The sequence below is a fragment of the Limnohabitans sp. 2KL-1 genome (assembly GCF_003063435.1).
Classification (GTDB): Bacteria; Pseudomonadota; Gammaproteobacteria; order Burkholderiales; family Burkholderiaceae_C; genus Limnohabitans_A.
Genome location: NZ_NESL01000002.1, coordinates 724,348 through 745,007, shown reverse-complemented (window position 1 = coordinate 745,007; position 20,660 = coordinate 724,348). Strand labels below are relative to the sequence as shown.

General features: G+C 60.1%; 18 protein-coding genes. 12 read left to right on the top strand and 6 right to left on the bottom strand.

Annotation, left to right across the window (positions count from 1 at the left end; translation table 11 throughout):
• Positions 1-27 precede the first annotated feature (27 nt).
• The 4 genes from B9Z47_RS07940 to B9Z47_RS07925 are packed head-to-tail and all read left to right on the top strand — an operon-like array spanning position 28 to position 4,737.
• On the top strand, positions 28-1,569 hold the full coding sequence (locus B9Z47_RS07940; protein WP_108330662.1) for an ABC transporter ATP-binding protein: 1,542 nt from the start codon (positions 28-30) through the stop codon (positions 1,567-1,569).
• Entirely contained in the window at positions 1,556-2,629 is a 1,074-nt protein-coding gene (locus B9Z47_RS07935) for an ABC transporter permease (protein ID WP_108330661.1), read from the top strand. Before B9Z47_RS07940 ends, B9Z47_RS07935 begins: the two co-directional genes overlap by 14 nt.
• A complete protein-coding gene (locus B9Z47_RS07930; protein WP_108330660.1) occupies positions 2,629-3,549 on the top strand; it encodes an ABC transporter permease in 921 nt (306 codons plus the stop codon). Before B9Z47_RS07935 ends, B9Z47_RS07930 begins: the two co-directional genes overlap by 1 nt.
• A gap of 51 nt (positions 3,550-3,600) precedes the next feature.
• Complete coding sequence (locus B9Z47_RS07925) at positions 3,601-4,737, top strand: BMP family ABC transporter substrate-binding protein (RefSeq protein WP_108330659.1); 1,137 nt, start codon at positions 3,601-3,603, stop codon at positions 4,735-4,737.
• 98 nt (positions 4,738-4,835) lie between these two features.
• On the opposite strand, the gene B9Z47_RS07920 is transcribed toward B9Z47_RS07925, so the two are convergent.
• Genes B9Z47_RS07920 through B9Z47_RS07900 form a run of 5 tightly spaced genes read right to left on the bottom strand, consistent with a single transcriptional unit; the run spans position 4,836 to position 11,219 of the window.
• Positions 4,836-6,296, bottom strand: coding sequence for a carotenoid oxygenase family protein (locus B9Z47_RS07920; RefSeq protein ID WP_108330658.1), 1,461 nt, complete (start codon positions 6,294-6,296; stop codon positions 4,836-4,838).
• Between the two features lie 27 nt (positions 6,297-6,323).
• The gene (locus tag B9Z47_RS07915; RefSeq protein ID WP_108330657.1) at positions 6,324-7,304 is read right to left on the bottom strand and encodes a tripartite tricarboxylate transporter substrate binding protein; all 981 of its coding nucleotides are present in this window, start codon (positions 7,302-7,304) and stop codon (positions 6,324-6,326) included.
• Between the two features lie 26 nt (positions 7,305-7,330).
• Positions 7,331-8,026 carry an alpha/beta fold hydrolase gene (locus tag B9Z47_RS07910; protein WP_108330656.1) on the bottom strand — a complete coding sequence of 232 codons (696 nt, stop codon included), beginning with the start codon at positions 8,024-8,026 and terminating at the stop codon, positions 7,331-7,333.
• The gene (locus B9Z47_RS07905; protein ID WP_233253709.1) at positions 8,023-9,780 is read right to left on the bottom strand and encodes a class I adenylate-forming enzyme family protein; all 1,758 of its coding nucleotides are present in this window, start codon (positions 9,778-9,780) and stop codon (positions 8,023-8,025) included. Before B9Z47_RS07905 ends, B9Z47_RS07910 begins: the two co-directional genes overlap by 4 nt.
• Positions 9,777-11,219 carry a carotenoid oxygenase family protein gene (locus B9Z47_RS07900; protein ID WP_108330655.1) on the bottom strand — a complete coding sequence of 481 codons (1,443 nt, stop codon included), beginning with the start codon at positions 11,217-11,219 and terminating at the stop codon, positions 9,777-9,779. The genes B9Z47_RS07905 and B9Z47_RS07900 overlap by 4 nt, the downstream gene beginning before the upstream one ends.
• Positions 11,220-11,332: 113 nt before the next feature.
• Here B9Z47_RS07900 and B9Z47_RS07895 point away from each other — a divergent pair, with 113 nt between their 5' ends.
• The 8 genes from B9Z47_RS07895 (at position 11,333) to B9Z47_RS07865 (ending at position 19,172) form a co-directional block, all read left to right on the top strand.
• A complete protein-coding gene (locus B9Z47_RS07895; RefSeq protein WP_108330654.1) occupies positions 11,333-12,133 on the top strand; it encodes an IclR family transcriptional regulator in 801 nt (266 codons plus the stop codon).
• Positions 12,134-12,357: 224 nt separating this feature from the next.
• Entirely contained in the window at positions 12,358-13,641 is a 1,284-nt protein-coding gene (locus B9Z47_RS07890; RefSeq protein WP_108330780.1) for a malonyl-CoA decarboxylase, read from the top strand.
• A 29-nt stretch (positions 13,642-13,670) separates the two neighbouring features.
• Complete coding sequence (locus B9Z47_RS07885; protein ID WP_108330653.1) at positions 13,671-13,904, top strand: hypothetical protein; 234 nt, start codon at positions 13,671-13,673, stop codon at positions 13,902-13,904.
• 2 nt (positions 13,905-13,906) lie between these two features.
• On the top strand, positions 13,907-14,956 hold the full coding sequence (locus B9Z47_RS07880; RefSeq protein ID WP_108330652.1) for an adenosine deaminase: 1,050 nt from the start codon (positions 13,907-13,909) through the stop codon (positions 14,954-14,956).
• 25 nt (positions 14,957-14,981) lie between these two features.
• On the top strand, positions 14,982-16,391 hold the full coding sequence (locus B9Z47_RS07875; protein ID WP_108330651.1) for a Fic family protein: 1,410 nt from the start codon (positions 14,982-14,984) through the stop codon (positions 16,389-16,391).
• Between the two features lie 9 nt (positions 16,392-16,400).
• The gene (locus B9Z47_RS19100) at positions 16,401-16,532 is read left to right on the top strand and encodes a hypothetical protein (protein WP_255418442.1); all 132 of its coding nucleotides are present in this window, start codon (positions 16,401-16,403) and stop codon (positions 16,530-16,532) included.
• An 89-nt stretch (positions 16,533-16,621) separates the two neighbouring features.
• Positions 16,622-17,989 (top strand): homoserine dehydrogenase, encoded by a 1,368-nt coding sequence (locus B9Z47_RS07870; protein ID WP_108330650.1) that lies wholly within the window; start codon positions 16,622-16,624, stop codon positions 17,987-17,989.
• A 97-nt stretch (positions 17,990-18,086) separates the two neighbouring features.
• Positions 18,087-19,172 carry a BMP family ABC transporter substrate-binding protein gene (locus tag B9Z47_RS07865; RefSeq protein ID WP_108330649.1) on the top strand — a complete coding sequence of 362 codons (1,086 nt, stop codon included), beginning with the start codon at positions 18,087-18,089 and terminating at the stop codon, positions 19,170-19,172.
• Positions 19,173-19,270: 98 nt separating this feature from the next.
• Here B9Z47_RS07865 and B9Z47_RS07860 read toward each other — a convergent pair whose 3' ends face one another.
• Positions 19,271-20,641, bottom strand: a complete 1,371-nt coding sequence (locus B9Z47_RS07860) for an MmgE/PrpD family protein (RefSeq protein ID WP_108330648.1) — start codon at positions 20,639-20,641, stop codon at positions 19,271-19,273.
• Positions 20,642-20,660 lie beyond the last annotated feature (19 nt).

Below are 20,660 nucleotides of genomic sequence, written 5' to 3'. Positions count from 1 at the left end.
ACAAAACCAACAAGAACATCCACAGACATGACCACACCCCTTTTGTCTTTGCAAGGCATCACCAAGCGCTACCCGGGCGTGGTGGCCAACCAGGACGTGTCATTGACCGTGATGCCCGGCCAGGCCCATGCCGTGCTGGGCGAAAACGGCGCGGGCAAGTCCACCCTGATGAAAATCATCTATGGCTCGGTCAAACCTGACGAAGGCCAGGTGGTGTTCAACGGCCAGCCGGTCAATATTCGCAACCCGCAAGAAGCACGCAAGCTGGGCATCAGCATGGTGTTTCAGCACTTCAGCCTGTTTGACACGCTGACGGTGGCCGAAAACGTATGGCTGGGCCTGGACAAGACGCTGACCCTGGCCGAAGTGACCGAGCGCATCGTGGCCAAGGCCAGCGAATACGGCCTGGACCTGGAGCCCGAGCGCCCGGTGCACACCCTGAGCGTGGGCGAGATGCAGCGCGTCGAGATCATCCGGGCGCTGCTGTCCGAGCCGCAATTGCTGATCCTGGACGAGCCCACCTCGGTGCTGACGCCCCAAGCCGTCGAAAAACTCTTTGTCGTGCTGCACAAGCTGGTCAGCCAGGGCGTCAGCATTTTGTACATCTCGCACAAGCTGCACGAGATACGAGCGCTGTGCAGTGCCTGCACGGTGCTGCGCGGCGGCAAGCTCACGGGTGTGTGCGATCCGCGTGAGGAGACCAATGCCAGCCTGAGCCGCCTGATGATCGGGGCCGAGCCGCCTGCGCTGGCCCCCACCCCCCGCACGCCGGGTGAGGTGGTGCTGTCGGTCAAGGGCTTGCAACTGAACAAGCAAGACCCGTTTGGTGTGGACCTGCAAGGCATAGCCCTGCAAGTGCGCAGCGGCGAAGTGGTGGGTTTGGCCGGGGTCTCTGGCAACGGCCAGCGCGAGCTGATGTGGGCCTTGTCGGGCGAAGACACGCGTTCTCCCGCCGACGCCATCACGCTGGCGGGGCAGGGCGTGGGCCACTGGGCACCGCGTGCGCGGCGCAGTCTGGGTTTGCACTTTGTGCCCGAAGAGCGGCTGGGCCGGGGCGCGGTCCCGTCGATGAGCCTGGCGCACAACCTGCTGTTGACCCGCAACGAAGCGTTGGGCGCGGGTGGCTGGATTCGCATGGGGGCGCTGGCCGAGCAGGCGCGCAGCATCATTGAGCGCTTCAAGGTCAAGGCCTCGGGGCCGGATGCGGCAGCGCGCTCGTTGTCGGGCGGCAATTTGCAAAAGTTCATTGTGGGGCGCGAAATCAGCGCTGCCCCCAAGTTGCTCATCGTCTCGCAACCCACTTGGGGTGTGGATGTGGGCGCAGCGGCGCAGATTCGCGCCGAGATTTTGGCGCTGCGCGACGCGGGTTGCGCGGTGCTGGTGGTGAGTGAGGAGCTGGAAGAATTGTTTGAGATTTCTGACCGATTGCATGTGATCGCCAAGGGCCGTCTGTCGCCCTCGCTGCCCCGGGCCGAGGCCACGGTGGAGCGGATTGGTGAATGGATGAGCGGGCTGTGGCCCACGGCCAAATCCGAGATGGCACAAGGAGCGCAACATGCTCAAGCTTGAAGCCCGCCCCCAGGCCTCGCGTCTGTGGACTTATGCCTCGCCGGTGCTGGCGCTGGTGCTCACCGTGGTGTTGGGCGTGATCTTGTTCATCGCCTTGGGCAAAGACCCGGTGCGCGCCTTGCAAATGTTTTTTTGGGAGCCGATCAAGTCGGGCTACGCCCTGGGCGAGCTGATGGTCAAGGCCACGCCGCTCTTGTTGATCGCGCTGGGGCTGGCGGTCTGCTTCCGCTCCAACGTGTGGAACATCGGGGCCGAGGGCCAGTTCGTCATCGGTGCGGTGTGCGCCGGGGGCGTGGCCATGTTGGCTGACAAAGATACGGGCCGTTGGGTGGTGCTGGCCATCATCGCTGCCGGTGTGTTGGGCGGCATGCTGTGGGCGGGCCTGACGGCTTTGCTGCGCGACCGCTTCAACGCCAGTGAAATTTTGGTCAGCCTGATGCTGGTCTATGTGGCCGACATGGTGCTGAGCTATCTGGTCTATGGCCCCTGGAAAGACCCGGCAGGCTACAACTTTCCGCAGACCAAGACCTTTGAGGCGGTCACGCAGATCCCGCGCCTGATGACGGGCTCGCGGGTGAGCGTGGGCCTGTTGATCGCATTGGCCTGTGCCGGTGCACTGTGGGTGTTTTTGTTCCGCACCCGGGCGGGCTTTGCCCAGCAGGTGGGTGGGCTGGCCCCCGATGCAGCGCGTTATGCGGGCTTTTCTTCGCGCAAGGCGCTGTGGGTGGCTTTGCTCACCTCGGGCGGTGCGGCAGGTTTGGCCGGCGCTTTGGAGGTGGCGGGGCCGATTGGCCAGCTCACACCGTATGTGCCTGCGGGCTACGGTTTTGCCGCGATCATCGTGGCCTTTGTCGGGCGCTTGCACCCGGCAGGCATGGTCTTGTCGGCGGTGCTGATGAGCATGTTTTATATCGGTGGCGAGTTGGCGCAATCGCGCCTGGGCCTGCCCAAGTCGATCACCGGCGTGTTTCAGGGCTTGCTGCTGTTTTGCTTGCTGGCATGTGACACGCTGGTGGCCTACCGCTTGCGTTGGGTGGCAAGCCAAGGAGGGAAAGCCTGATGGAATCGTATGCACTGTTGGTGGCCGCCACGCTGAACGCGGGCACCGTGTTGGCACTGGCCGCTTTGGGCTTGCTGATCAATGAAAAAGCCGGGGTGCTCAACCTCGGGGCCGAGGGCATGATGCTGTGTGCGGCGATTGCCGGTTTTGCCGCCGTGGTGCACACCGGCAACGACTGGATCGGTTTTGCCGCCGGCATGGGCGCGGGGGCCATCCTTGCCGCCATCTTTGGCGTGTTGGTCATCTGGCTGGGCACCAACCAATACGCGACCGGCTTGGCGCTGAGTTTGTTTGGTGTGGGTTTTTCGGCCTTTGCGGGCATTGGCTATGTGCAAGAAAAGCTGCCTGAGCGGGCCTCACACGCCATTCCGTTTTTGGCTGACATCCCTTTGGTGGGGCCGGCGTTTTTCAGACAGCACCCGCTGGTCTACATCACGATCGCACTGGTGTTGGGCCTGATCTGGTTTTTGTACAGAAGTCGCCCCGGTTTGGTGCTGCGCTCGGTGGGTGAATCGCCCGAGTCGGCACATGCGCTGGGTTATCCGGTGCGCCGCATTCGCCTGCTGGCGGTGGTGGTGGGCGGTGCGCTGTGCGGCCTGTCGGGGGCTTATATCTCGGTGGTTTACACCCCGCTGTGGGTCGAGGGCATGGTGGCTGGCAAAGGCTGGATCGCGCTGGCCTTGACCACCTTTGCCACCTGGCGTCCGGCGCGGGTGTTGCTGGGGGCTTACCTGTTTGGCGGTGTGACCATGCTGCAGTTTCACCTGCAAGGTGCGGGTGTGGATGTGTCCAGCCAACTGCTCACGGCGCTGCCTTATGTGTCGACCATCGTGGTGCTGGCCCTGATCTCGCGCAACCCGGCCTGGATCAGGATCAACATGCCCGCATCGCTCGGAAAACCTTTCCATCCCGGTTCATAATGAGTTTTTTCAACCCCCTTGTAACCCTGTTCAATAACAAAAGGAACTGACATGACAGACATCTCCAAGCGCACCGTCGTCAAGATGGTGGCCCTGACCGCTGTGGCTGCCGCCGCACTGGTTGGCTGTGGCAAAAAAGAAGAAGCCCCCAAGGCTGAAGCGCCCGCTGCGGCCAAGGCCGAGCCCCTGAAGATCGCGTTTGCTTATGTCGGCCCTGTGGGCGACGGCGGCTGGACCTTTGCGCACGACAACGGCCGCAAAGCCCTCGAAGCCGAGTTTGGCGACAAGATCGTCACCAGCTTCGTTGAAAAAGTGCCAGAAAGCGCCGATGCCGAGCGCGTGATCCGCGACATGGCCGGTCAAGGCAACAAACTGATTTTTGGCACCACCTTCGGCTACATGGAGCCCATGCTCAAAGCCGCAGCTGACCTGAAAGACGTCAAGTTCGAGCACGCCACCGGCTACAAAACCGCCGACAACATGCGCACCTACGACAGCCGCACTTACCAGGGTGCTTACATGGCGGGCGTGATCGCCGGCAAGATGACCAAGACCAACACCGTGGGTGTGGTGGGTTCGATTCCAATTCCTGAAGTGATCCGCAACATCAACAGCTTCACCTTGGGCGCGCAGTCGGTCAACCCCAAGATCAAGACCAAAGTGGTCTGGGTCAACGACTGGTTCAACCCACCAAAAGAAACCGAAGCCGCCACCGCCCTGATCAACGGCGGCGCTGATGTGCTGATGCAAAACACCGACTCGCCTGCCGTGTTGCAGACCGCCGAGAAAATGGGCAAGCGCGCCTTCGGTTGGGACTCCGACATGACCGCCTACGGCCCCAAGGCCCACCTGGGTTCGGCCGTGATCAACTGGGGCCCTTACTACATCAAGGCCACGCGTGACGCCCTCGAAGGCAAGTGGGCCACGGGCCAAAGCTGGTGGGGCGTGAAAGAAGGCGCGATCGACTTCGTGTCGATGGCCGCTGACGTGCCAGAAGATGCCAAGAAGAAAGTGGAAGAAGTCAAAGCCGGTCTGAAAGACGGCACTTTTGAAATCTGGAAAGGCCCGATCCTGGGTCAAGACGGCAAAGAAGTGCTGGCCAAAGACGCTGTCGCTGACGACAAGTTCCTGGGTGGCATCAACTTCTACGTCAAGGGCGTGGAAGGCAAGATCCCTGGCGGTAAGTGATGCGCTGGCTGTGACCTTCGGGTCACATTTGACAAAAAGGCTGTCCCGTGGACAGCCTTTTTGACGTCAGGGCCAAAGCCCAAGCTCGTTTTTTCGGGTCACGCCGGGGTCAGCTCGCGAGCATCGGCCCAGCAAGCGTGTGTGCCGCTGCTGATGCGGTGCGGCAAGATGATGCGTGCCACAGGACCCGCATCGATGTGCTGAGCATCGAGCACGACACATTCCGAACGGTCGGCTTGCATGTCGGTCACAAAACTCACCACATAGCCATCGTCTTCGCTTTGGGCATCGTGGCAGGGTGCCATGGGCGATTCACTGCCATAACGGCCTTCGCCGAACAGATGGGTTTGAGACTGTCCCGTGGTGTGGTCGTAGCGCAGGATGCCGTCAAACAGGAAGGAGCCGGGGTGCGCGATCATGTTGTAGGAATAGCGGTAAGGCTTGCCCCAATAGGACGCATTGATCATGCCGAACTCCAGATGCCTTTCGTCCAGTCGCTTTTCTGAGCTTTGCCCGGTGCGCAGGTTCAGACGCCATTCATACAGCGTGGGGCCATAACGCTCAGGCCCCAGGGTGTTGCCGGAGTTGTCGTAGCCGGCTTTGGGCATGGGCGTTTTCTGGTGGTAGCCGTGCAACACGATCTCGTCACCTTCTTCCCAGGCATTGAGCCAGTGCAGCACATAGGTGGGGCTGCATTCAAACCAGCGGATGCCCGTCTGCGGTGTCCCGCGTCTGGGGACCACGGCAAAGCGTGAGGGCTGTTGGTCAAAGTAGCGCAGCTTGTGCTTGCCTTCGGGCAGCAGGGCTTCGTCCCAATGCAACGGAAAGTCGTTCAGGATGGCGAAGTGCTCGGTGAACACCATGTCGTGCGGCAAGCGGGGGCCGGGCAGGGGCACGGGGATGTAGTGCACCAGCTGGTTGTGGCAGTCCACCTCGCCGTAGTGCATGAACGGCGCTTGCTTGCTGTAGTTGAAAAACAGCAAATCGCCGGTGCGCGGGCAGACTTTGGGGTGGGCAGAGATGCCGCCATCGGCCATGATTTTTGTGCCCCAATCGTCGACCCCTTTGAAATCGAGTGTGCGGGCATCGAGCCGGTAGGGCTCACCGCATTGGTAGAAGGTGGTCAGGGCCATGCCCGCATGCACGATCACGTCGGTGGCCGAGCTGTCGCGCAGGCCGCCGCGAGCCCCCCAGCCCGGGCGCAAGGCCAGCGAGGGCTTGTCGATCAGCCCGGCATACAAGGCTTGCCCGGCGGCTTGTTCTGCCATGAAGGCTTGGGTGCGGATGAAGCGGTTGCGGTATTCACAGCGACCATTTTCAAAGCGCATCATGTGCAGCATGCCATCGCCATCGAACAGGTGGTACGTGCCCAGCGGTTGGTGCACCGGGTTTTGCGTGTTGCGCAAATAAACACCGTTCAGGCGCTTGGGGATCTCGCCAATGACTTGCATGTCACTGGCGTTGAACTCCTGGTAATTGGGCGTGAAGGGACCCGTCATCAACGGGTGTCCGTTGGGCACCAGGGTGGGACGGATTTCAGAGACGAGTTCGGCGGTCATGGGCGTGGTCTGATGGCAGTGCAGGCTTTATTCGCTGGCCTTGAAGCCTGAAATTTTCACGGCTTCTTGCCAACGCTTGGCGTCGTTGCGGGTGAAGGTTTGGAATTCGGCTGCGGTGAAGGGCAGGGGCTCGAAGTCAATGGCGCGCCATTTGTCGATGATGATCTGGGACTTGAGCACTTTGGCAAATTCGGCCTGCAGTTTGCCAATCACGGCATCGGGTGTGCCTGCAGGGGCTGACAGGCCGGACCAGATGTAAATCTCCAGGTCTGGCAAGCCTTGCTCGGTGAAGGTGCCGACCTGGGGCATCAGCGGCGAGCGCTGAGGACTGGTCACGGCCAGCACTTTGACCTTGCCCGATTCGACATGGGGCTTGACCGCCATCAGCGGCAAAAAGGCCGCATGCACCTGACCACCCACCAGATTTTGGACGGCAGGTGGTGTGCCATTGAAGGGCACATGGACCATGTTCAGCCCGGTGCGTTGGTTCATGATGACCCCGGCAAAGTGCGATGAGTTGCCCGCCGTGAACGAGGCATAAGACACGCCGTTGCTTTGGGTTTTGGCCCAGGCGACAAATTCCTTCACGTTGTTGGCCGGTACGGTGCTGGCATTGACCGCCAGCACCAGCGAGGCCCCCAGAAAGCCGGTGACCGGTTTGAAGCTTTTTTCGGCGTCGTAAGGCAGTTTGGCGAAGGTGTAAGGGTTGATGGTCAGCATGCTGGTGTTGGACAAGAGCAGCGTGTAGCCATCGGGTGGCGCTTGCATCACGTTTTGTGCCGCGATGATCCCCGAGCCGCCGGGTTTGTTGTCGACCACAATCGGCTGACCGGTGTTCTTTTTGAACTCTTCGGCCACCTGGCGCAGCGCGTTATCGAGCGTGTTGCCTGCTGCAAAAGGCACCACCACTTTGATGGGGCGGTCCGGAAAATTCTGGGCCATGGCCTTAGGCGCGATGGCCATCAGGCAGGCCGCGGCTGTGGCCCATAAGTATTGACGTTTGTTCATGACAGTCTCCTTCTTTGTTTTGAAAATCAAACCAGCAACTGGCGCAGATGGCGGATCACCACCTCGGGTTTTTCGCGGGGCAGCAAGTGTCCACAATCTTCAACCAGCTCACACGGGGCGTGCGGGATCAGCGCTGCCAAAGCCTGGATCAGTGCCGGGGGGGTGACGCGGTCTTGTTGGCCACACAGCAGGTGCACGGGACAAGTCAGTTGCGTCAGCACAGCGCGGTGGTCGGTCCGGCCCATGATGGCCTGTGTTTGCCGCGTGGCCACCTCGCCGCCCAGGTCCAGCATCATCTGGCGCAAGTCGTCTTGCACCGCTTGGCTGACTTGGTGCGTGCTCCATGGGAGTATGCCTTCGACCACTTTGGCAAAGTCCTTGTGCATGGCGCGCAGGGTCTTTTGTCGGGTGTCCATGCCTTCTGGCGATTCGGGATACGGGGAAGTGGATAAAAAAGCCACACCGTGCAGTGGCCGCCTTGATTGGCTGAGCATCTCCATCACCACATAGCCGCCCATGGAAAAGCCGGCCAGCACCAAAGGTGCATCGTTGGGAACGCTGGCCAGCAGGGACCAGGCATCACGGGCCATGTCGGCCATGCTGCTTTGGGTCAGGACGTTGGCCACCTGCACATAGGCGGTCTCGCCCAGACCTGCGATCACATCGGACCAGATGCGCTGGTCGTTGAGCATGCCGGGAACCAGCAAGAGGTGGGGTTTCATGCGTTCACACTTTCAGAAGACAAGGGATGCGAGGGGACTGGTGGCGGGAAAAAATGTGCACGCAATTCGCGTTTGAGCACTTTGCCCACCGGGTTGCGTGGCAATTCGTCGACCAGCATCAGCAACTCGGGCCATTTGAAGGCCGCCACTTCCTTGACGCGTTTGAAATGGTCCACCAAGTCTTGCAAGCTCAGTTTTTGGCCGGGCTGCAGCACGACCACGGCGCACACGCGCTCGCCCATGGTGGCATCTGGCGCACCAATGACCGCCGCATCGCGCACTTGGGGGTGGCTCATGATCAGGCCCTCGATCTCTTCGGATGAGATGTTCATGCCGCCGCGAATCACGATGTCTTTGTGCCGACCTGCATAGCGGTAATACTGGTTGCGATCTCCGGCAATTTCAAACAGATCGCCTGTGCGGTAAAAGCCTTGTTCATCAAAGGCCCGGGCCGTGAGTTCCGGGGCTTTGAAGTAGCCGCTGAAAATCGTCGGACCTTTGAAGCGCAATTCACCAATCTGCCCGCCGGTGTCTATGTCTTGCCCGTTGTCGATGTCCACCAAGCGTGTTTGAATTTTGCGCGAGACGTTCATCTTCCAGTCGAAACCTGGCACGCCCATGCGTGGGAAATACAAGGCCCGCTGGCTTCGAACGGGCATGTCCAATGGTGACGAGCTCAGCGCAGCGCCTTCGTTGGAGCCAAAATAATTGATGACTTCGATGTCGAACTGGCGCTTCATTTCTTCGACCATCCACTCCGACAAGGGGCCGCCCCCCGAACCGACGCTTTTGAGGCGTGACAAGTTCACGCCCTGCATTTTTTCGGGTTGCTTGAGCAACAAATTGAGCACGGCAGGCGCAGCCACGCTGTAGTCGATCGCGTGTTCGCGCAGCTGCGCCACAAACACTTCCAGGTCAAACGGGTGATGGTGGTGCAGCGTGCCGCCAACGATCAGCCAGGACGCCAGACTGACCGACACACCGGCCATGTTGACAAAGGGAAACGGGATGAGCAGTTGTGCGCCTGCTTGCAATTGCCCTGCATCACTGACCGACTGGCCTGCAATCAGCCATTCGTTGTGGTTGCGCGGCACGCCTTTGGCCCGGGCTTCGGTGCCCGATGTCCAGCAGACGGTGACCACGTCGTGGGCGGTGACGCCCACCTGCGCCATGTGCGCCAACAGGTGGGCGTCATCCCAGGCCGGTGTGGCTGCCAGTGCGGGCGTCAGGGCCATCACGCCTTGCGGCAGGGAGTCGCCTAACGACCAGATTTGTTCAAGCCCTGCAAACAGGTGGGCATGCGCTTGCCAAGCCTCTGCGCAGGCGTATGCGCCGACGCGGGCGGTGGTGATGCCCAGTTTGGCCCGAGTGGTTTCAAACACATGGATCAGCTCGTGTGCCCGGTATTGAACCGGCACGGGAGACACCACGATGCCGCTGAGCGCGCAGGCCAGGTAGATGGCGTGCATCTCGACACAGTTGGGCAATTGCATGACGACGATGTCGTCTTTGCGCAGGCCTTGCGCATGCAGCAAGGCGGTGTAGCGGCCCACTTGCGCCAGCAGATCGCACCAGCGCCAGCGCAAAGGGGCATCGCCCGTGATGGCCATGCGGTTGGGGGGGTCCAGCACGGCCAGGGCATCGGGTTGATTTCTGGCGTTCCGGATGAACAGCTCGCCCAGCGTGGTTTCTCCCCACCAGCCCTGGCCGGTGTAGTCGTTGATTGTTTCTTGCGGCACCACAATCATGGTCATTTCCACCGGTCAAGGGTTTGCTGGCTCACAAACGTGGCATGAAAGCCATGGGGCACCCGCCTGGGCAGGATGATCCGGGCCACAGGTCCTTCGCACATCCTGGCGCCTCGTGCGTCGAACACCTGAATTTCAGATCGCAGGTCTGTCGGGTTCCATGCCAGGGTGACCAGGTAGCCATCGTCTTCGGACTGTGCGTTATCGCGTGGTGCAAACCCCGGTTCGTTGTAGAAAAACTGGGGCCCGGCGCTGTAGGCGATGTAACCCCCGGTGCTCAGGTCGTATTTCACCAGACCCGGAAAGCGGGGCTCTTCCTTGCCGCCCTGAGGAAAGATGACGTGGTACGAATGGCGGTTTTTGCGCCCTTGGTACAGGCTGTTGATGACCGGGAATTCTGTGTTGAGCACATCGTCTATCACGCGCTCGTGGGTCTGGCCCGTGCGCAGGTTGAAGCGCCATTCGTACAGCATGAAGTCGCGCTGTCGCAGGTGGATGGTTTTTTCCAGTCGGCGCGCATCGGGTTGACCTTGCTCGTCCTGGTGCAGACGGTAAGGGGTGCCGACCATGACCACTTCCTCGCCTTCTTCCCAGGCGTTGACGACATGCAGCATGTACGTGGGTTTGGCGGTGAACCAGCGGATCTCGTGGGCTTGGCCGTAGCGTGGCAGCACCCCAAAACGGGAGGGCTGGTCCGCGTGAAAGCGCACTTTGTAGCGCCCCGCCGCCAGGGCCTGTGTGTCGGGCCAGAGCGGAAAATCATGCAAGATGGTGTAGTGCTCGGTGATCGCCATGTCGTGCGGCAGGCGGGGGCCGGGCAGTTCCACATCGATCTTGTGTTTCAGCTGGCGGTCCGGTCCCACCACCCCGTATTGCATGTAGGGCGCTTTCAGGCTGTAGTCAAAGAACAGCAACTCGCCCGTGTGTTCGTCTGGTCGGGAATGTGCCGATATCCGGCTGATGCGGCCGTCGAAATCGGCCTGGCCCAGCGTTTCCAGCGTGTCGGGGTCCACCGCATAGGGCATGCCCGAGCGGTACCACATGCTGATCAGCCGACCGGCGTGGTATTTCACATCGGTGTTGGCCGTGTTTTTCAGAGGCTCGTCGGGGTGATCCGTCCGCCAGGGCTCTTTGAGGCCTTGCCACAGCGCATGGCCTGCGGCTTGTTCTTCCTTGAGGGCGGACGTCTGGACCCAGCGGTTTTGGTAAGTGACCTGGCCCTGCTTGAAGCGCACCGCATGCAGCATGCCATCACCGTCATAGGCGTGGTAGCGCCATTGGGGCGGATAAAAGGCGTTGGGACCATTGCGCACATACAGGCCATTCAGGTCTTCAGGCACTTGGCCAATCACCTGCAGGTCGGTGAACACGTCCTCTTGATGGATGGGGCCGTTATTGCCACTGAGTGCTGGAATATCGTGCACGGGCAAGTCGTTCAGTTGCATGCTTTGTCTCCGTTGGCCCTGTTGCGAGTGTTGGGCTTTTTTGTGATTTCCAGTCTAGTCAAGGCCGGTTCTTGATCCTTGTTAAATTTCGATATATTGAATATTATTCCGATATGTCAAATAGTTCATCCGCATCGCACCGCGTACCAGCCAGCTTGCAGGAGTACGCCGGGGACCGGCAATTTGCCACCACCTTGGCCCGTGGCATGGAGTTGCTGCGTTGCTTTACCCCTGAACAACCGGTTCTGGGCAACAAGGATCTGGCGCAAAAACTCGGCTTGCCTGCCGCCACGGTGTCTCGACTGACCTATACCCTCATGTGCATGGGATATCTGGCGCAAACCGAGCATTACGGCAAGTACCAGCTGGGTTCGGCCGTGTTGTCTTTGGGGTATCCCTTGTTGGCGCAGTTCACTTTGCGTCGGCAAGCGCGTCCACTCATGCTGGAACTGGCGGAAGCCACGGGGGGCTCCATCTCGATTGGCATCCGTGACCGTTTGACCATCGTCTACATTGAGGCCGTGCGCTCTTTCAACAAGCGCATTTATCCGCTGGAAGTGGGCACGAGCCATTCCATTGCGGGGACCGCCATTGGCCGTGCTTACCTGATGTCTTGCCGCCCGCCTGAGCGAGAGGCCTTGCTCAACCAAATCCAGGTCAAGAGCCCTTTGGACTGGCAGAAGTACGGGGCTAAACTCATGGAAAATTTGCAGCAGTACCCACGGGTGGGATGTTGTGTTTCGGTGGGCGAGGTGTTTTCCGATGTTCAGGCCGTGGCTGTGCCTTTGGGGCGCATCAACCGCGGTGAGTTGGCGGCCATCAACTGTTCGTTTCAGGGGCGCGAGCTCGATGAGGCTTGGCTGCGCGAGCGCATTGCGCCGCAATTGCAAACCTTGGTGAGGCAATTGAGCTGAAGGCCCAGCGAGTTGGCGAGAGTGCACGGTTCAGCTTTGCACGCACATCTTGAAAACCTGACCGGGCTGCTCGGCATGGGCGTCAGATCCTGCACGGGTTTGGGCGGGCTTTTCAGATATGGGCATGCGCCACATGGGCACCTCATGCGTGTAAGCTTGTGTTGAATGCGGAGACAGTGGACACGCCCACATTCACCGCTGTTCAAAAGACTCAAGAGGTCATCATGCTGGAACGTTTCATTCAAAACAAGAAACTTGATGCGGCCAAGTTGACTGTCCGAAAGTTGCTTAGTGCGCGAGGTGAGGCCAACGCCCAAAGCATGGCCGTCAAATTGATTGACAACTATGACCACTTGGACAAGCGCAGCCAGACCGATTTTTTCCATTACCTCTCGAGTGAGTTGAACCCTGACCCGGTGTTGGTGATGGCAGCGGCCAACCGTTACAACGCCGAGCGCAACGAGGCCAGCTTGATCGAGCTGTGCCAGACGGTGGAGCCGCCGCGGCAGGAGTTGCTCCGGCGTGTGAACCGGGCACCTGCGGGCACAGCCACCATTTTGGGAATGCGCCAGACCCTGCTGTCGTACCTGAAAGACCACCCGGCTTTTCGGGCCACCGACGCAGACATGCACCATTTGCTCAGCTCTTGGTTCAACCCCGGCTTTCTGGAGCTGCACCAGATCACCTGGAACTCACCCGCGCAGTTGCTTGAAAAAATCATTGAACATGAGTCGGTGCATGCCATCGATGGCTGGGACGATTTGCGCCGCCGCTTGCAGCCGGATCGCCGTTGTTTTGCGTTTTTTCATCCTCAACTGCCCGGAGAGCCGCTGATATTTGTGGAGGTGGCCTTGGTGCCCGGCATTGCCAAGAACATCGCGGGCCTGATCGACAAGCAGGCCCCGGTGGGTGATGCCAAGAGTTTCAAGGCCGCCATTTTTTATTCCATCAGCAATTGTCAGCCGGGCCTGAAAGGGGTGTCGCTGGGCAATTTTTTGATCAAGCGGGTGGCGCAAAAACTGCTTGAGGAAATGCCCTCCCTGAAAACCTTTTGCACCCTGTCCCCGATCCCGGGCTTTACCCAGTGGCTGGATGCGGGAGCCCCCTTGCCCGAAGAGCGGCTCAGCCCCGCGCTGACGCGCAAGTGGCAAGACGCGCAAAAATGTGTGGCGGTGGGCAGCTTGAGCTGGGCTGAGCGTCTCAAATCTGGCTGGCATCCCGAGCGCAGCGATGGCATTGAAAAAAACGCCCTTCTGCGCTTGTGCGCCTTGTACCTGATGCACAAAACACCTGAAGCCCGTGGCGACGCCGTGGGCAAATTCCACCTGAGCAACGGGGCCACGCTGCACCAGATCAACTGGGCGGCCGACCTGTCTAAAAAGGGGCTGCAGCAGTCGGGTGGCATCATGGTCAATTACCTTTATGAGCTGGACAAAGTCGAGGAACAACACGAGGCGTTCAGCCACAAAACCGTCAGCTTTTCACGCAGTGTTGAGAAGCTGGTGTAGCTGTATACCGAATGCCTTGAAAGCGAAACATGTTCCCCAGTCTTTTGAAACCCTTGAACGAAGGCAGCAGCGCTTTGCATGACCCCGCGGGCCTGCATGTGGGCAACTTCAAATGGATCAAGGGCCAGTGGAAGTTCAAAGCCATCGGTTATGGTCTGGCTGGCCAAGTGATGCCAGGCCACGGACCTTTGACCGCGTGGCACAACAGCAGCTTCGCGCAACTGGATGAAGCCATCATCCGAGCCCAATTTTTTCAGGAGTGACCATGTTCAAAGTCCACGCCGTCCCACCGCACCGCCTGCCCACCTTGCTGCAGCGCATGCCCAAAGCCGAGTTGCACATCCACATCGAAGGCTCTTTGCAGCCTGAGCTGATCTTTGCGCTGGCCCAGCGCAACGGCGTGCCATTGCCTTATGCCGATGTCGAGGCGCTTCGCAGCGCTTATGCCTTTACCAATTTGCAAAGTTTTCTGGACCTGTATTACGCCGGGGCCAGCGTGTTGCTGCACGAGCAAGACTTTTACGACATGGCTTGGGCCTATTTTGAAAAAGCAGCGGCCGACCATGTGGTGCGTGCCGAGTTGTTTTTTGACCCGCAAACCCACACCGCACGCGGTGTGGCCATGGGTGCGGTCATCGAAGGCCTGCGACGTGCTTGCCACGATGCGCAGACGAAGCTGAACATCAGCGCCGATTTGATTTTGTGCTTCTTGCGCCACTTGTCCGAAGACGACGCCCTGGCCACACTCGAAGAAGCCATGCCCTGGCGTGAGCATTTCATTGGCGTGGGCTTGGATTCGAGCGAAGTGGGCCACCCACCCGAGAAGTTTGCCCGCGTGTTTGCGCGTGCCCGTGAACTGGGCTTGCATGTCGTGGCCCATGCGGGCGAAGAGGGGCCACCGGCTTACATCTGGAGCGCCCTGGATGTCCTGAAAGTGGAGCGCATCGACCACGGCGTGCAGGCCATTCACGATGCCACCCTGATGACGCGCCTGGCCGACAGCCAGATGCCGCTCACGGTCTGCCCGCTGTCCAACCTCAAGCTGTGTGTGTTCAAGAGCCTGACCGACCACAACCTGGGCCAAATGCTGGACGCGGGCCTTTGCGTGACGATCAACTCGGACGATCCCGCCTACTTTGGTGGTTATCTGAACGACAACTACCTGCAGACCTTTGCCGCCTTGCACCTGAATGCCCAGCAAGCCTACAGACTGGCCGCCAACAGCATCGAAGCAAGCTTTGCGCCCGAGGCGGACAAGCACCGATGGATGCATGAATTGAAAGTGTGTTTTCAGGGGTTTGCCGAGCAGGATTAAGGGGTTTGCCTGTCAAAATGGCGCGATGCTCAAGCAAGAATCCCAGCACACCGAATGGAAAGAAACCTGGCGCGATGACTACCTGCGCTGGGTTTGCGGCTTTGCCAATGCGCAAGGCGGGCGTTTGCTGCTGGGGGTGAATGACCAGGGCCAAGTGGTGGGCTTGCCCGATGCGGCCAAGCTCCTGGAGGACCTGCCCAACAAGGTGCGCGATCTGTTGGGCATTGTGGTGGACGTGAACCTGCACACCGAAGGCGAGTTGCACTACATCGAGGTGGTGGTGCAAGCCTATCCCAACCCGATCAGCTACCGGGGTCACTACCACATGCGCAGCGGCAGCACGCTGCAAGAACTCAAGGGCGCGGCGCTGGACCGCTTTCTGTTGGGGCGCCATGGCCGCACTTGGGACGGCGTGCCGCTGCCCCAGTTCAGCTTGGCCAATGTGTCGGCAACGGCCATGGCGCGGTTTCGCCAGCTGGCCCAGCGCAGCGGGCGGCTCGATGCAGAGACACTGGCCGAGAGCGATGCCAACTTGCTGGACAAGTTGCGCCTGAAAGAGGGGGCGTATTACCAACGCGCCACAGCCTTGTTGTTTGCCGCAGACCCCCAGCGTTTTGTCACGGGTGCGTTTGTGAAGGTGGGTTATTTCGCGTCAGAGACCGAGTTGCTGTACCACGACGAGGTGGAGGGCGATTTGTTCCACCAAGTCAAGAACACGCTGGACCTGTTGCTGACCAAGTACCTGAAGGCGGTCATTTCTTACGACGGCATTGTGCGGGTGGAGACCTTTCCGGTGCCGCGTGCCGCACTGCGCGAGGCACTGCTGAATGCGCTGGTGCACCGCGACTATGCGGTGACCGCGCCCGTGCAGATTCGTGTGTACGAAAACCGCTTGCGCATCTGGAACCCTGCGGTCTTGCCCGAAGGCTGGACCCTGGACACGCTGCTGGGCGCGCATTCGTCCAGCCCGTACAACCCGGCCATTGCGAATGCCTTTTTCAGGGCGGGCGAAATCGAGGCTTGGGGCCGTGGGGTGGAGCGCATCTTTGCGGCATGCGCTGCGGCGGGCACGCCCAAGCCAGTGCTGCGTTACCAACCGTTCGACATGTGGATGGAGTTCCCGTTTGACCCCGCCTATTTGAAGGTGCTCAGGGCGGGGCAGGGGCAGAGCGAACAAGTCACCCCCGAAGTCACCCCCGAAGTCACCCCCGAAGTGGAGCTCATGTTGAAGCTGATCAATGGTGAGATGAGCCGCGTTGAATTGATGAGCGCTTTGGGTTTGAAAGACGAAAAACACTTCCGCATTCACTATCAGCAAACGGCTTTGGCATTGGGCGTTCTGGAGATGACGGTGCCCGATAAGCCCCAAAGTCGTCTTCAAAAATACAGACTGACGCCAGCAGGTCGACGCTGGCTCGACCAGCGTCTAGGATAAACTCCGAACATGTTGAATACTTTTGTTGAAAATAATATTGTGGCGGTGGCCTGCGCTGAGTCTGCGCAGCGCATCACCTCAGTTTGTCGTTCGCACAAGCGGTTCAACACGATTACCACCACAACCAACGCGGCCACCTGAGTACGCGCGGGTGGCCTTCCTGGCTGCCCACTGGTGGATTTCCAAACAAACCAGCCCCGGCAGCTGGTTTCTACTGTTTGGAGATTTGCATGATTCACGGTTCTTTGTTTTCAGCGGCATCGGATGCATCCGGTGAGTCGGGCGCTCGCGCTTTGCGTGTGGGCCTGATCGGCACGGGCGTGGTGGGCTCTGGCACTTGCCAAGTATTGGCGCGCAATGCCGACCTGATTGCCCAACGTGTGGGGCGACCGATTCGTGTGGTCATGGCGGCCGCCCGCAACCTGCACAAAGCGGCTCAGGTGGTCGGACCTGATGTGACCTTGGTCAGCGACCCGTTTGCCTTGGTGCAGCACCCGGACATTGATGTCGTCGTGGAGGTCATGGGCGGTGTGACGCTGGCCAAAGCACTGGTGTTGGAGGCCATTGCCCGCGGCAAACATGTGGTCACAGCCAATAAAGCGCTTTTGGCCGAACATGGGACCGAAATTTTTGCAGCCGCAGATGCCAACGGTGTGATCGTGGCTTACGAGGGGGCTGTGGCGGTAAGCATCCCCATCATCAAGGCCCTGCGTGAGGGCTTGGCGGCCAATCGCATCCATGAGGTGGTGGGCATCGTGAATGGCACGACGAATTTCATCTTGACCCAAATGCAAGAGGCCGGTTTGAGCTTTGAGGTGGCTTTGCGCATGGCGACTGAGCAGGGGTTTGCCGAAGCCGACCCGACTTTGGACGTGGAGGGTATCGATGCCGCTCACAAAATAGCTTTGTTGGCGGCCATCGCCTTTGGCGCCGATGTGCCGTTTGGGCAGGTGCACGCCCAAGGCATCACCACCTTGGACCCTTGGGACATGGTCTGTGCCCAAGCGCTGGGGTACCGCATCAAGTTGTTGGGCATGGCCAGGCAGCGGCCAGAAGCGATTGAGGTGCGGGTGCATCCGGCCTTGGTGCCCGAGAAGCATTTGCTGGCGCAAGTGCAGGGCTCGATGAACGGCATTTGGGTGAATGCGGATGCTGCCGGGCCGACATTTCATTACGGTGCTGGGGCGGGGTCGCAAACCACGGCTTCTGCGGTGGTGGCCGATTTGATGGATCTGGCCCGGCTGGGGTCTGTTGGCTTGTCTGCACGGGTGCCACACCGCTCGGTGCACACGAGTGCGATTCGGTCATGGCCCCTGTTGCCCATAGGCCAGGTGGCTTCACGTCATTACCTTCGTTTTGCGTTGCATGGGCGGCCTGAGTTGTTGACTTGTCTGCAAGACTGGCTGCCGTCCTTAGGCGCAAATATTGAGCAGTGGGCACATGTGCTGCATCCTCAAGATGACCAGCAAGATGCGTTGGTCGTGTTGGTGCAGAGCCTCACGGGTGATGCTTTGGCGAGCGTTTTGGATGCTTTGCTGCAAATGTCAGAGGGCGTCTCCCCCGTTGCCGTGTGGCGCGTCGAAGATTTGAATGTGTGAAGGGCAGGACTTGCCCGCCATGTAAAATCCCATACCGAAGCCCGCCGCCCCGGCGGGCTTCGTTTTGTTCAATCCCGGGGCCATGTAGAGGACTACCATGTATAAAAACCTCGCTGCCACGCTCGTGGCCGCCTGCTTTTTTCTTCCTGCCGTTCAGGCTCAAACTCCAAGCAAACTCACCGAGTCCATCAAGGCCGGTTTCGTCTATGTTTCGCCCATCACCGAGGCGGGCTGGACCAAACAGCACGACGAGGGCCGCAAGGCCGTTGAGCGGGCTTTGGGTGATCAGGTCAAGACCACTTTTGTGGCCGATGTGGCCGAAGGTGCAGATGCCGAACGCGTGATCCGCGACCTGGCCCAACAGGGCCACCAGATCATCTTCACCCCCAGCTTTGGCTACATGGAGCCCACGCTCAAAGTGGCCAAAGAGTTTCCGAATGTGAAGTTCGAGTCGGTGACCGGTTTCAAGACCGCGCCCAATGTGGCGGCATCGAATGCCCGCTATTACGAAGGGCGTTATCTGGCCGGCATCGCGGCCGGGCGCATGACGCAGTCGAATGTGGCCGGTTATGTGGCGGGTTTCCCGATTCCCGAAGTGCTGCAGGGCATCAACGCGTTCACTTTGGGCATGCGCTCGGTCAACCCCAAAGCCACCGTGAAGGTGGTCTGGCTCAACGCCTGGTTTGACCCACCGAAAGAGCGCGAGGCGGCCATGGCCTTGTTCAACCAGGATGTGGACGTGATTGCTTTTCACACCGGATCGACTGCGGTGATGGCGGCGGCGCAAGAGCGCGGCAAGATGGCGGTGGCCTACCACTCCGACATGCGCAAGATCGGCCCTGACGCGCAGATCATCGCCGTGACCCACCAGTGGGGCGACTATTACACGGCCCGTGTCAAGGCCGCCATGAGTGGCCGCTGGACTTCAGGCAGCGTGTGGGGCGGTGTCAAGGAGGGCATGATCCGTGTGGGTGACTTCGGCCCCAAGGTACCCGCCAAAGTGCAGGACGAGGTTCAGGCCAAGCAAAAGGCGGTGGGTGCGGGCAAACTCAAGCCTTTTGCAGGCCCGATCACCGACAACGAGGGCAAATTGGTCTTGCCCGCCGGGCAGAGCTTGAGTGATGCCCAAATTCTGAACATGAATTACCTGGTTCAGGGTGTGTTGGGGCGCGTCACGCGCTGAAGTTCTTGTTCCAAACGGGGTATGCGCCCGCTTCCGAAATTTGAAACAAAAAAGCCGGGGCCAACAGGTCCCGGCTTTTTTCAAGTTGACTGATGGTTTCAGGGCTTGAGCAGCGCGAGCAGGCCTTGCAGGTTAGGCGCTTTGCCCAGACTCCAGCAGGTTTCCAAAATATCGCTCACACGAGCCGTACCCAGAATCGGGTCAGACAAGTCGTGGAACTTGCTTTCCAGATCGGCATCGGTCATGGGTTTTTGCAGCGAGCCAATGGCATGTTCCACATGCACTTTCACGCTGCGGCCATCGACCAAATGAGCTGTCACGTACACGCTTTCTTCACGCACCGAAGTGTCCACCACGGCTTGCACCTTGTCGCGCAGGCGCACCACATCTTCGCGGCGCACGATGTGGTCTGAAAACTCTTCTTCGCCTGCACGTCCAAAGATCAGGCCCACGGCACAGCCGTGGTACACGCTGAACTTGCCTTGCAAGCCGTCTTGCGGTGTCTTCTTGCCGGTGAGCTCCAGCACCAAGGGGTGCACGCGCAGCTCAATGCTTTGCACTTCTTCGGGTTTGACGCCCTGTGCGCGCAGTTGGGCGCAGGCGTCGATGCTGGGGTGGATCACGATGCCGCAAGCAAAGGGTTTGTAGGCATTGAAGCTGATTTCAAAGCGTTGGCCCAATTCGTCTTGCGCCTCGCGCCAGTCGTATTTGGTGGACACCACTTGGGCCCAGCCGCGTGGCGCTTCCAAAGAGCGGGGGCTGGCGGTGAAGCCGTGGCGGGCCATCAAGGCCGACATCAGGCCCGCGCGTGCAGCACCACCGGGGTGAAAGGGTTTGGTCATGGTGCCAAACTGTTCGCGCAAGCCCACGGGCTGCGAGGCGGCGATGCCCAAGGCCATGGTGGTTTGCTGTGCGTCGAGGCCCAGCAAACGCGCACAAGCGGCGGCTGCTCCCAGCGTGCCGGTCGAGCCTGTGATGTGCCAGCCCCGGTCGTAGTGCTCGGGATAGACCAGGTTGCCCATGCGGCATGCCACGTCAATGCCCAGCACCAGCGCGTCCATGACCTGGCGGCCAGAACTGTTCTGGGTTTCGGCCAAAGCCATCACCGCAGAGGCCACGGGGCCCGCTGGATGGATGATGGTTTTGAGGTGGGTGTCGTCAAAGTCAAAAGTGTGCGACGAGATGCCGTTGATCAGGGCCGCACTGGCCATGTCCACACGTTCGGTGCGCCCGGCCAGTGTGGCCTGCGGTGCGGGTGCCAGCATGTGCACCGCGGCCAGGGCGGATTCCACCGCCTCGTGGCGTGCTGCACCGATGGCGCAGCCCAGCCAGTTCAGAAAGGTGCGGTGGGCTTCGTGCTCCACGGCATCGCTCCAGCCTTGTGCGGGATGTTCGGCCACAAACCGGGCCAGTTGGGCCGTGATGGGGGGGGCGTTGTGGTCAGCGGCCACTGCGGTGTTGATGGTCATGTGCAGTCCAGTCAGGGTT

What these genes read in the sequence shown, in the direction of transcription:
- B9Z47_RS07870 (WP_108330650.1), top strand. Translation starts at nt 16,622, where the DNA reads ATGATTCACGGTTCTTTGTTTTCAGCGGCATCGGATGCATCCGGTGAG.
- B9Z47_RS07890 (WP_108330780.1), top strand. Translation starts at nt 12,358, where the DNA reads ATGCTGGAACGTTTCATTCAAAACAAGAAACTTGATGCGGCCAAGTTG.
- B9Z47_RS07930 (WP_108330660.1), top strand. Translation starts at nt 2,629, where the DNA reads ATGGAATCGTATGCACTGTTGGTGGCCGCCACGCTGAACGCGGGCACC.
- B9Z47_RS07895 (WP_108330654.1), top strand. Translation starts at nt 11,333, where the DNA reads ATGTCAAATAGTTCATCCGCATCGCACCGCGTACCAGCCAGCTTGCAG.
- B9Z47_RS07885 (WP_108330653.1), top strand. Translation starts at nt 13,671, where the DNA reads ATGTTCCCCAGTCTTTTGAAACCCTTGAACGAAGGCAGCAGCGCTTTG.
- B9Z47_RS07935 (WP_108330661.1), top strand. Translation starts at nt 1,556, where the DNA reads ATGCTCAAGCTTGAAGCCCGCCCCCAGGCCTCGCGTCTGTGGACTTAT.
- B9Z47_RS07905 (WP_233253709.1), bottom strand. Translation starts at nt 9,780, where the DNA reads ATGACCATGATTGTGGTGCCGCAAGAAACAATCAACGACTACACCGGC.
- B9Z47_RS07910 (WP_108330656.1), bottom strand. Translation starts at nt 8,026, where the DNA reads ATGAAACCCCACCTCTTGCTGGTTCCCGGCATGCTCAACGACCAGCGC.
- B9Z47_RS07920 (WP_108330658.1), bottom strand. Translation starts at nt 6,296, where the DNA reads ATGACCGCCGAACTCGTCTCTGAAATCCGTCCCACCCTGGTGCCCAAC.
- B9Z47_RS07860 (WP_108330648.1), bottom strand. Translation starts at nt 20,641, where the DNA reads ATGACCATCAACACCGCAGTGGCCGCTGACCACAACGCCCCCCCCATC.
- B9Z47_RS07875 (WP_108330651.1), top strand. Translation starts at nt 14,982, where the DNA reads ATGCTCAAGCAAGAATCCCAGCACACCGAATGGAAAGAAACCTGGCGC.
- B9Z47_RS19100 (WP_255418442.1), top strand. Translation starts at nt 16,401, where the DNA reads ATGTTGAATACTTTTGTTGAAAATAATATTGTGGCGGTGGCCTGCGCT.
- B9Z47_RS07940 (WP_108330662.1), top strand. Translation starts at nt 28, where the DNA reads ATGACCACACCCCTTTTGTCTTTGCAAGGCATCACCAAGCGCTACCCG.
- B9Z47_RS07900 (WP_108330655.1), bottom strand. Translation starts at nt 11,219, where the DNA reads ATGCAACTGAACGACTTGCCCGTGCACGATATTCCAGCACTCAGTGGC.
- B9Z47_RS07880 (WP_108330652.1), top strand. Translation starts at nt 13,907, where the DNA reads ATGTTCAAAGTCCACGCCGTCCCACCGCACCGCCTGCCCACCTTGCTG.
- B9Z47_RS07865 (WP_108330649.1), top strand. Translation starts at nt 18,087, where the DNA reads ATGTATAAAAACCTCGCTGCCACGCTCGTGGCCGCCTGCTTTTTTCTT.
- B9Z47_RS07925 (WP_108330659.1), top strand. Translation starts at nt 3,601, where the DNA reads ATGACAGACATCTCCAAGCGCACCGTCGTCAAGATGGTGGCCCTGACC.
- B9Z47_RS07915 (WP_108330657.1), bottom strand. Translation starts at nt 7,304, where the DNA reads ATGAACAAACGTCAATACTTATGGGCCACAGCCGCGGCCTGCCTGATG.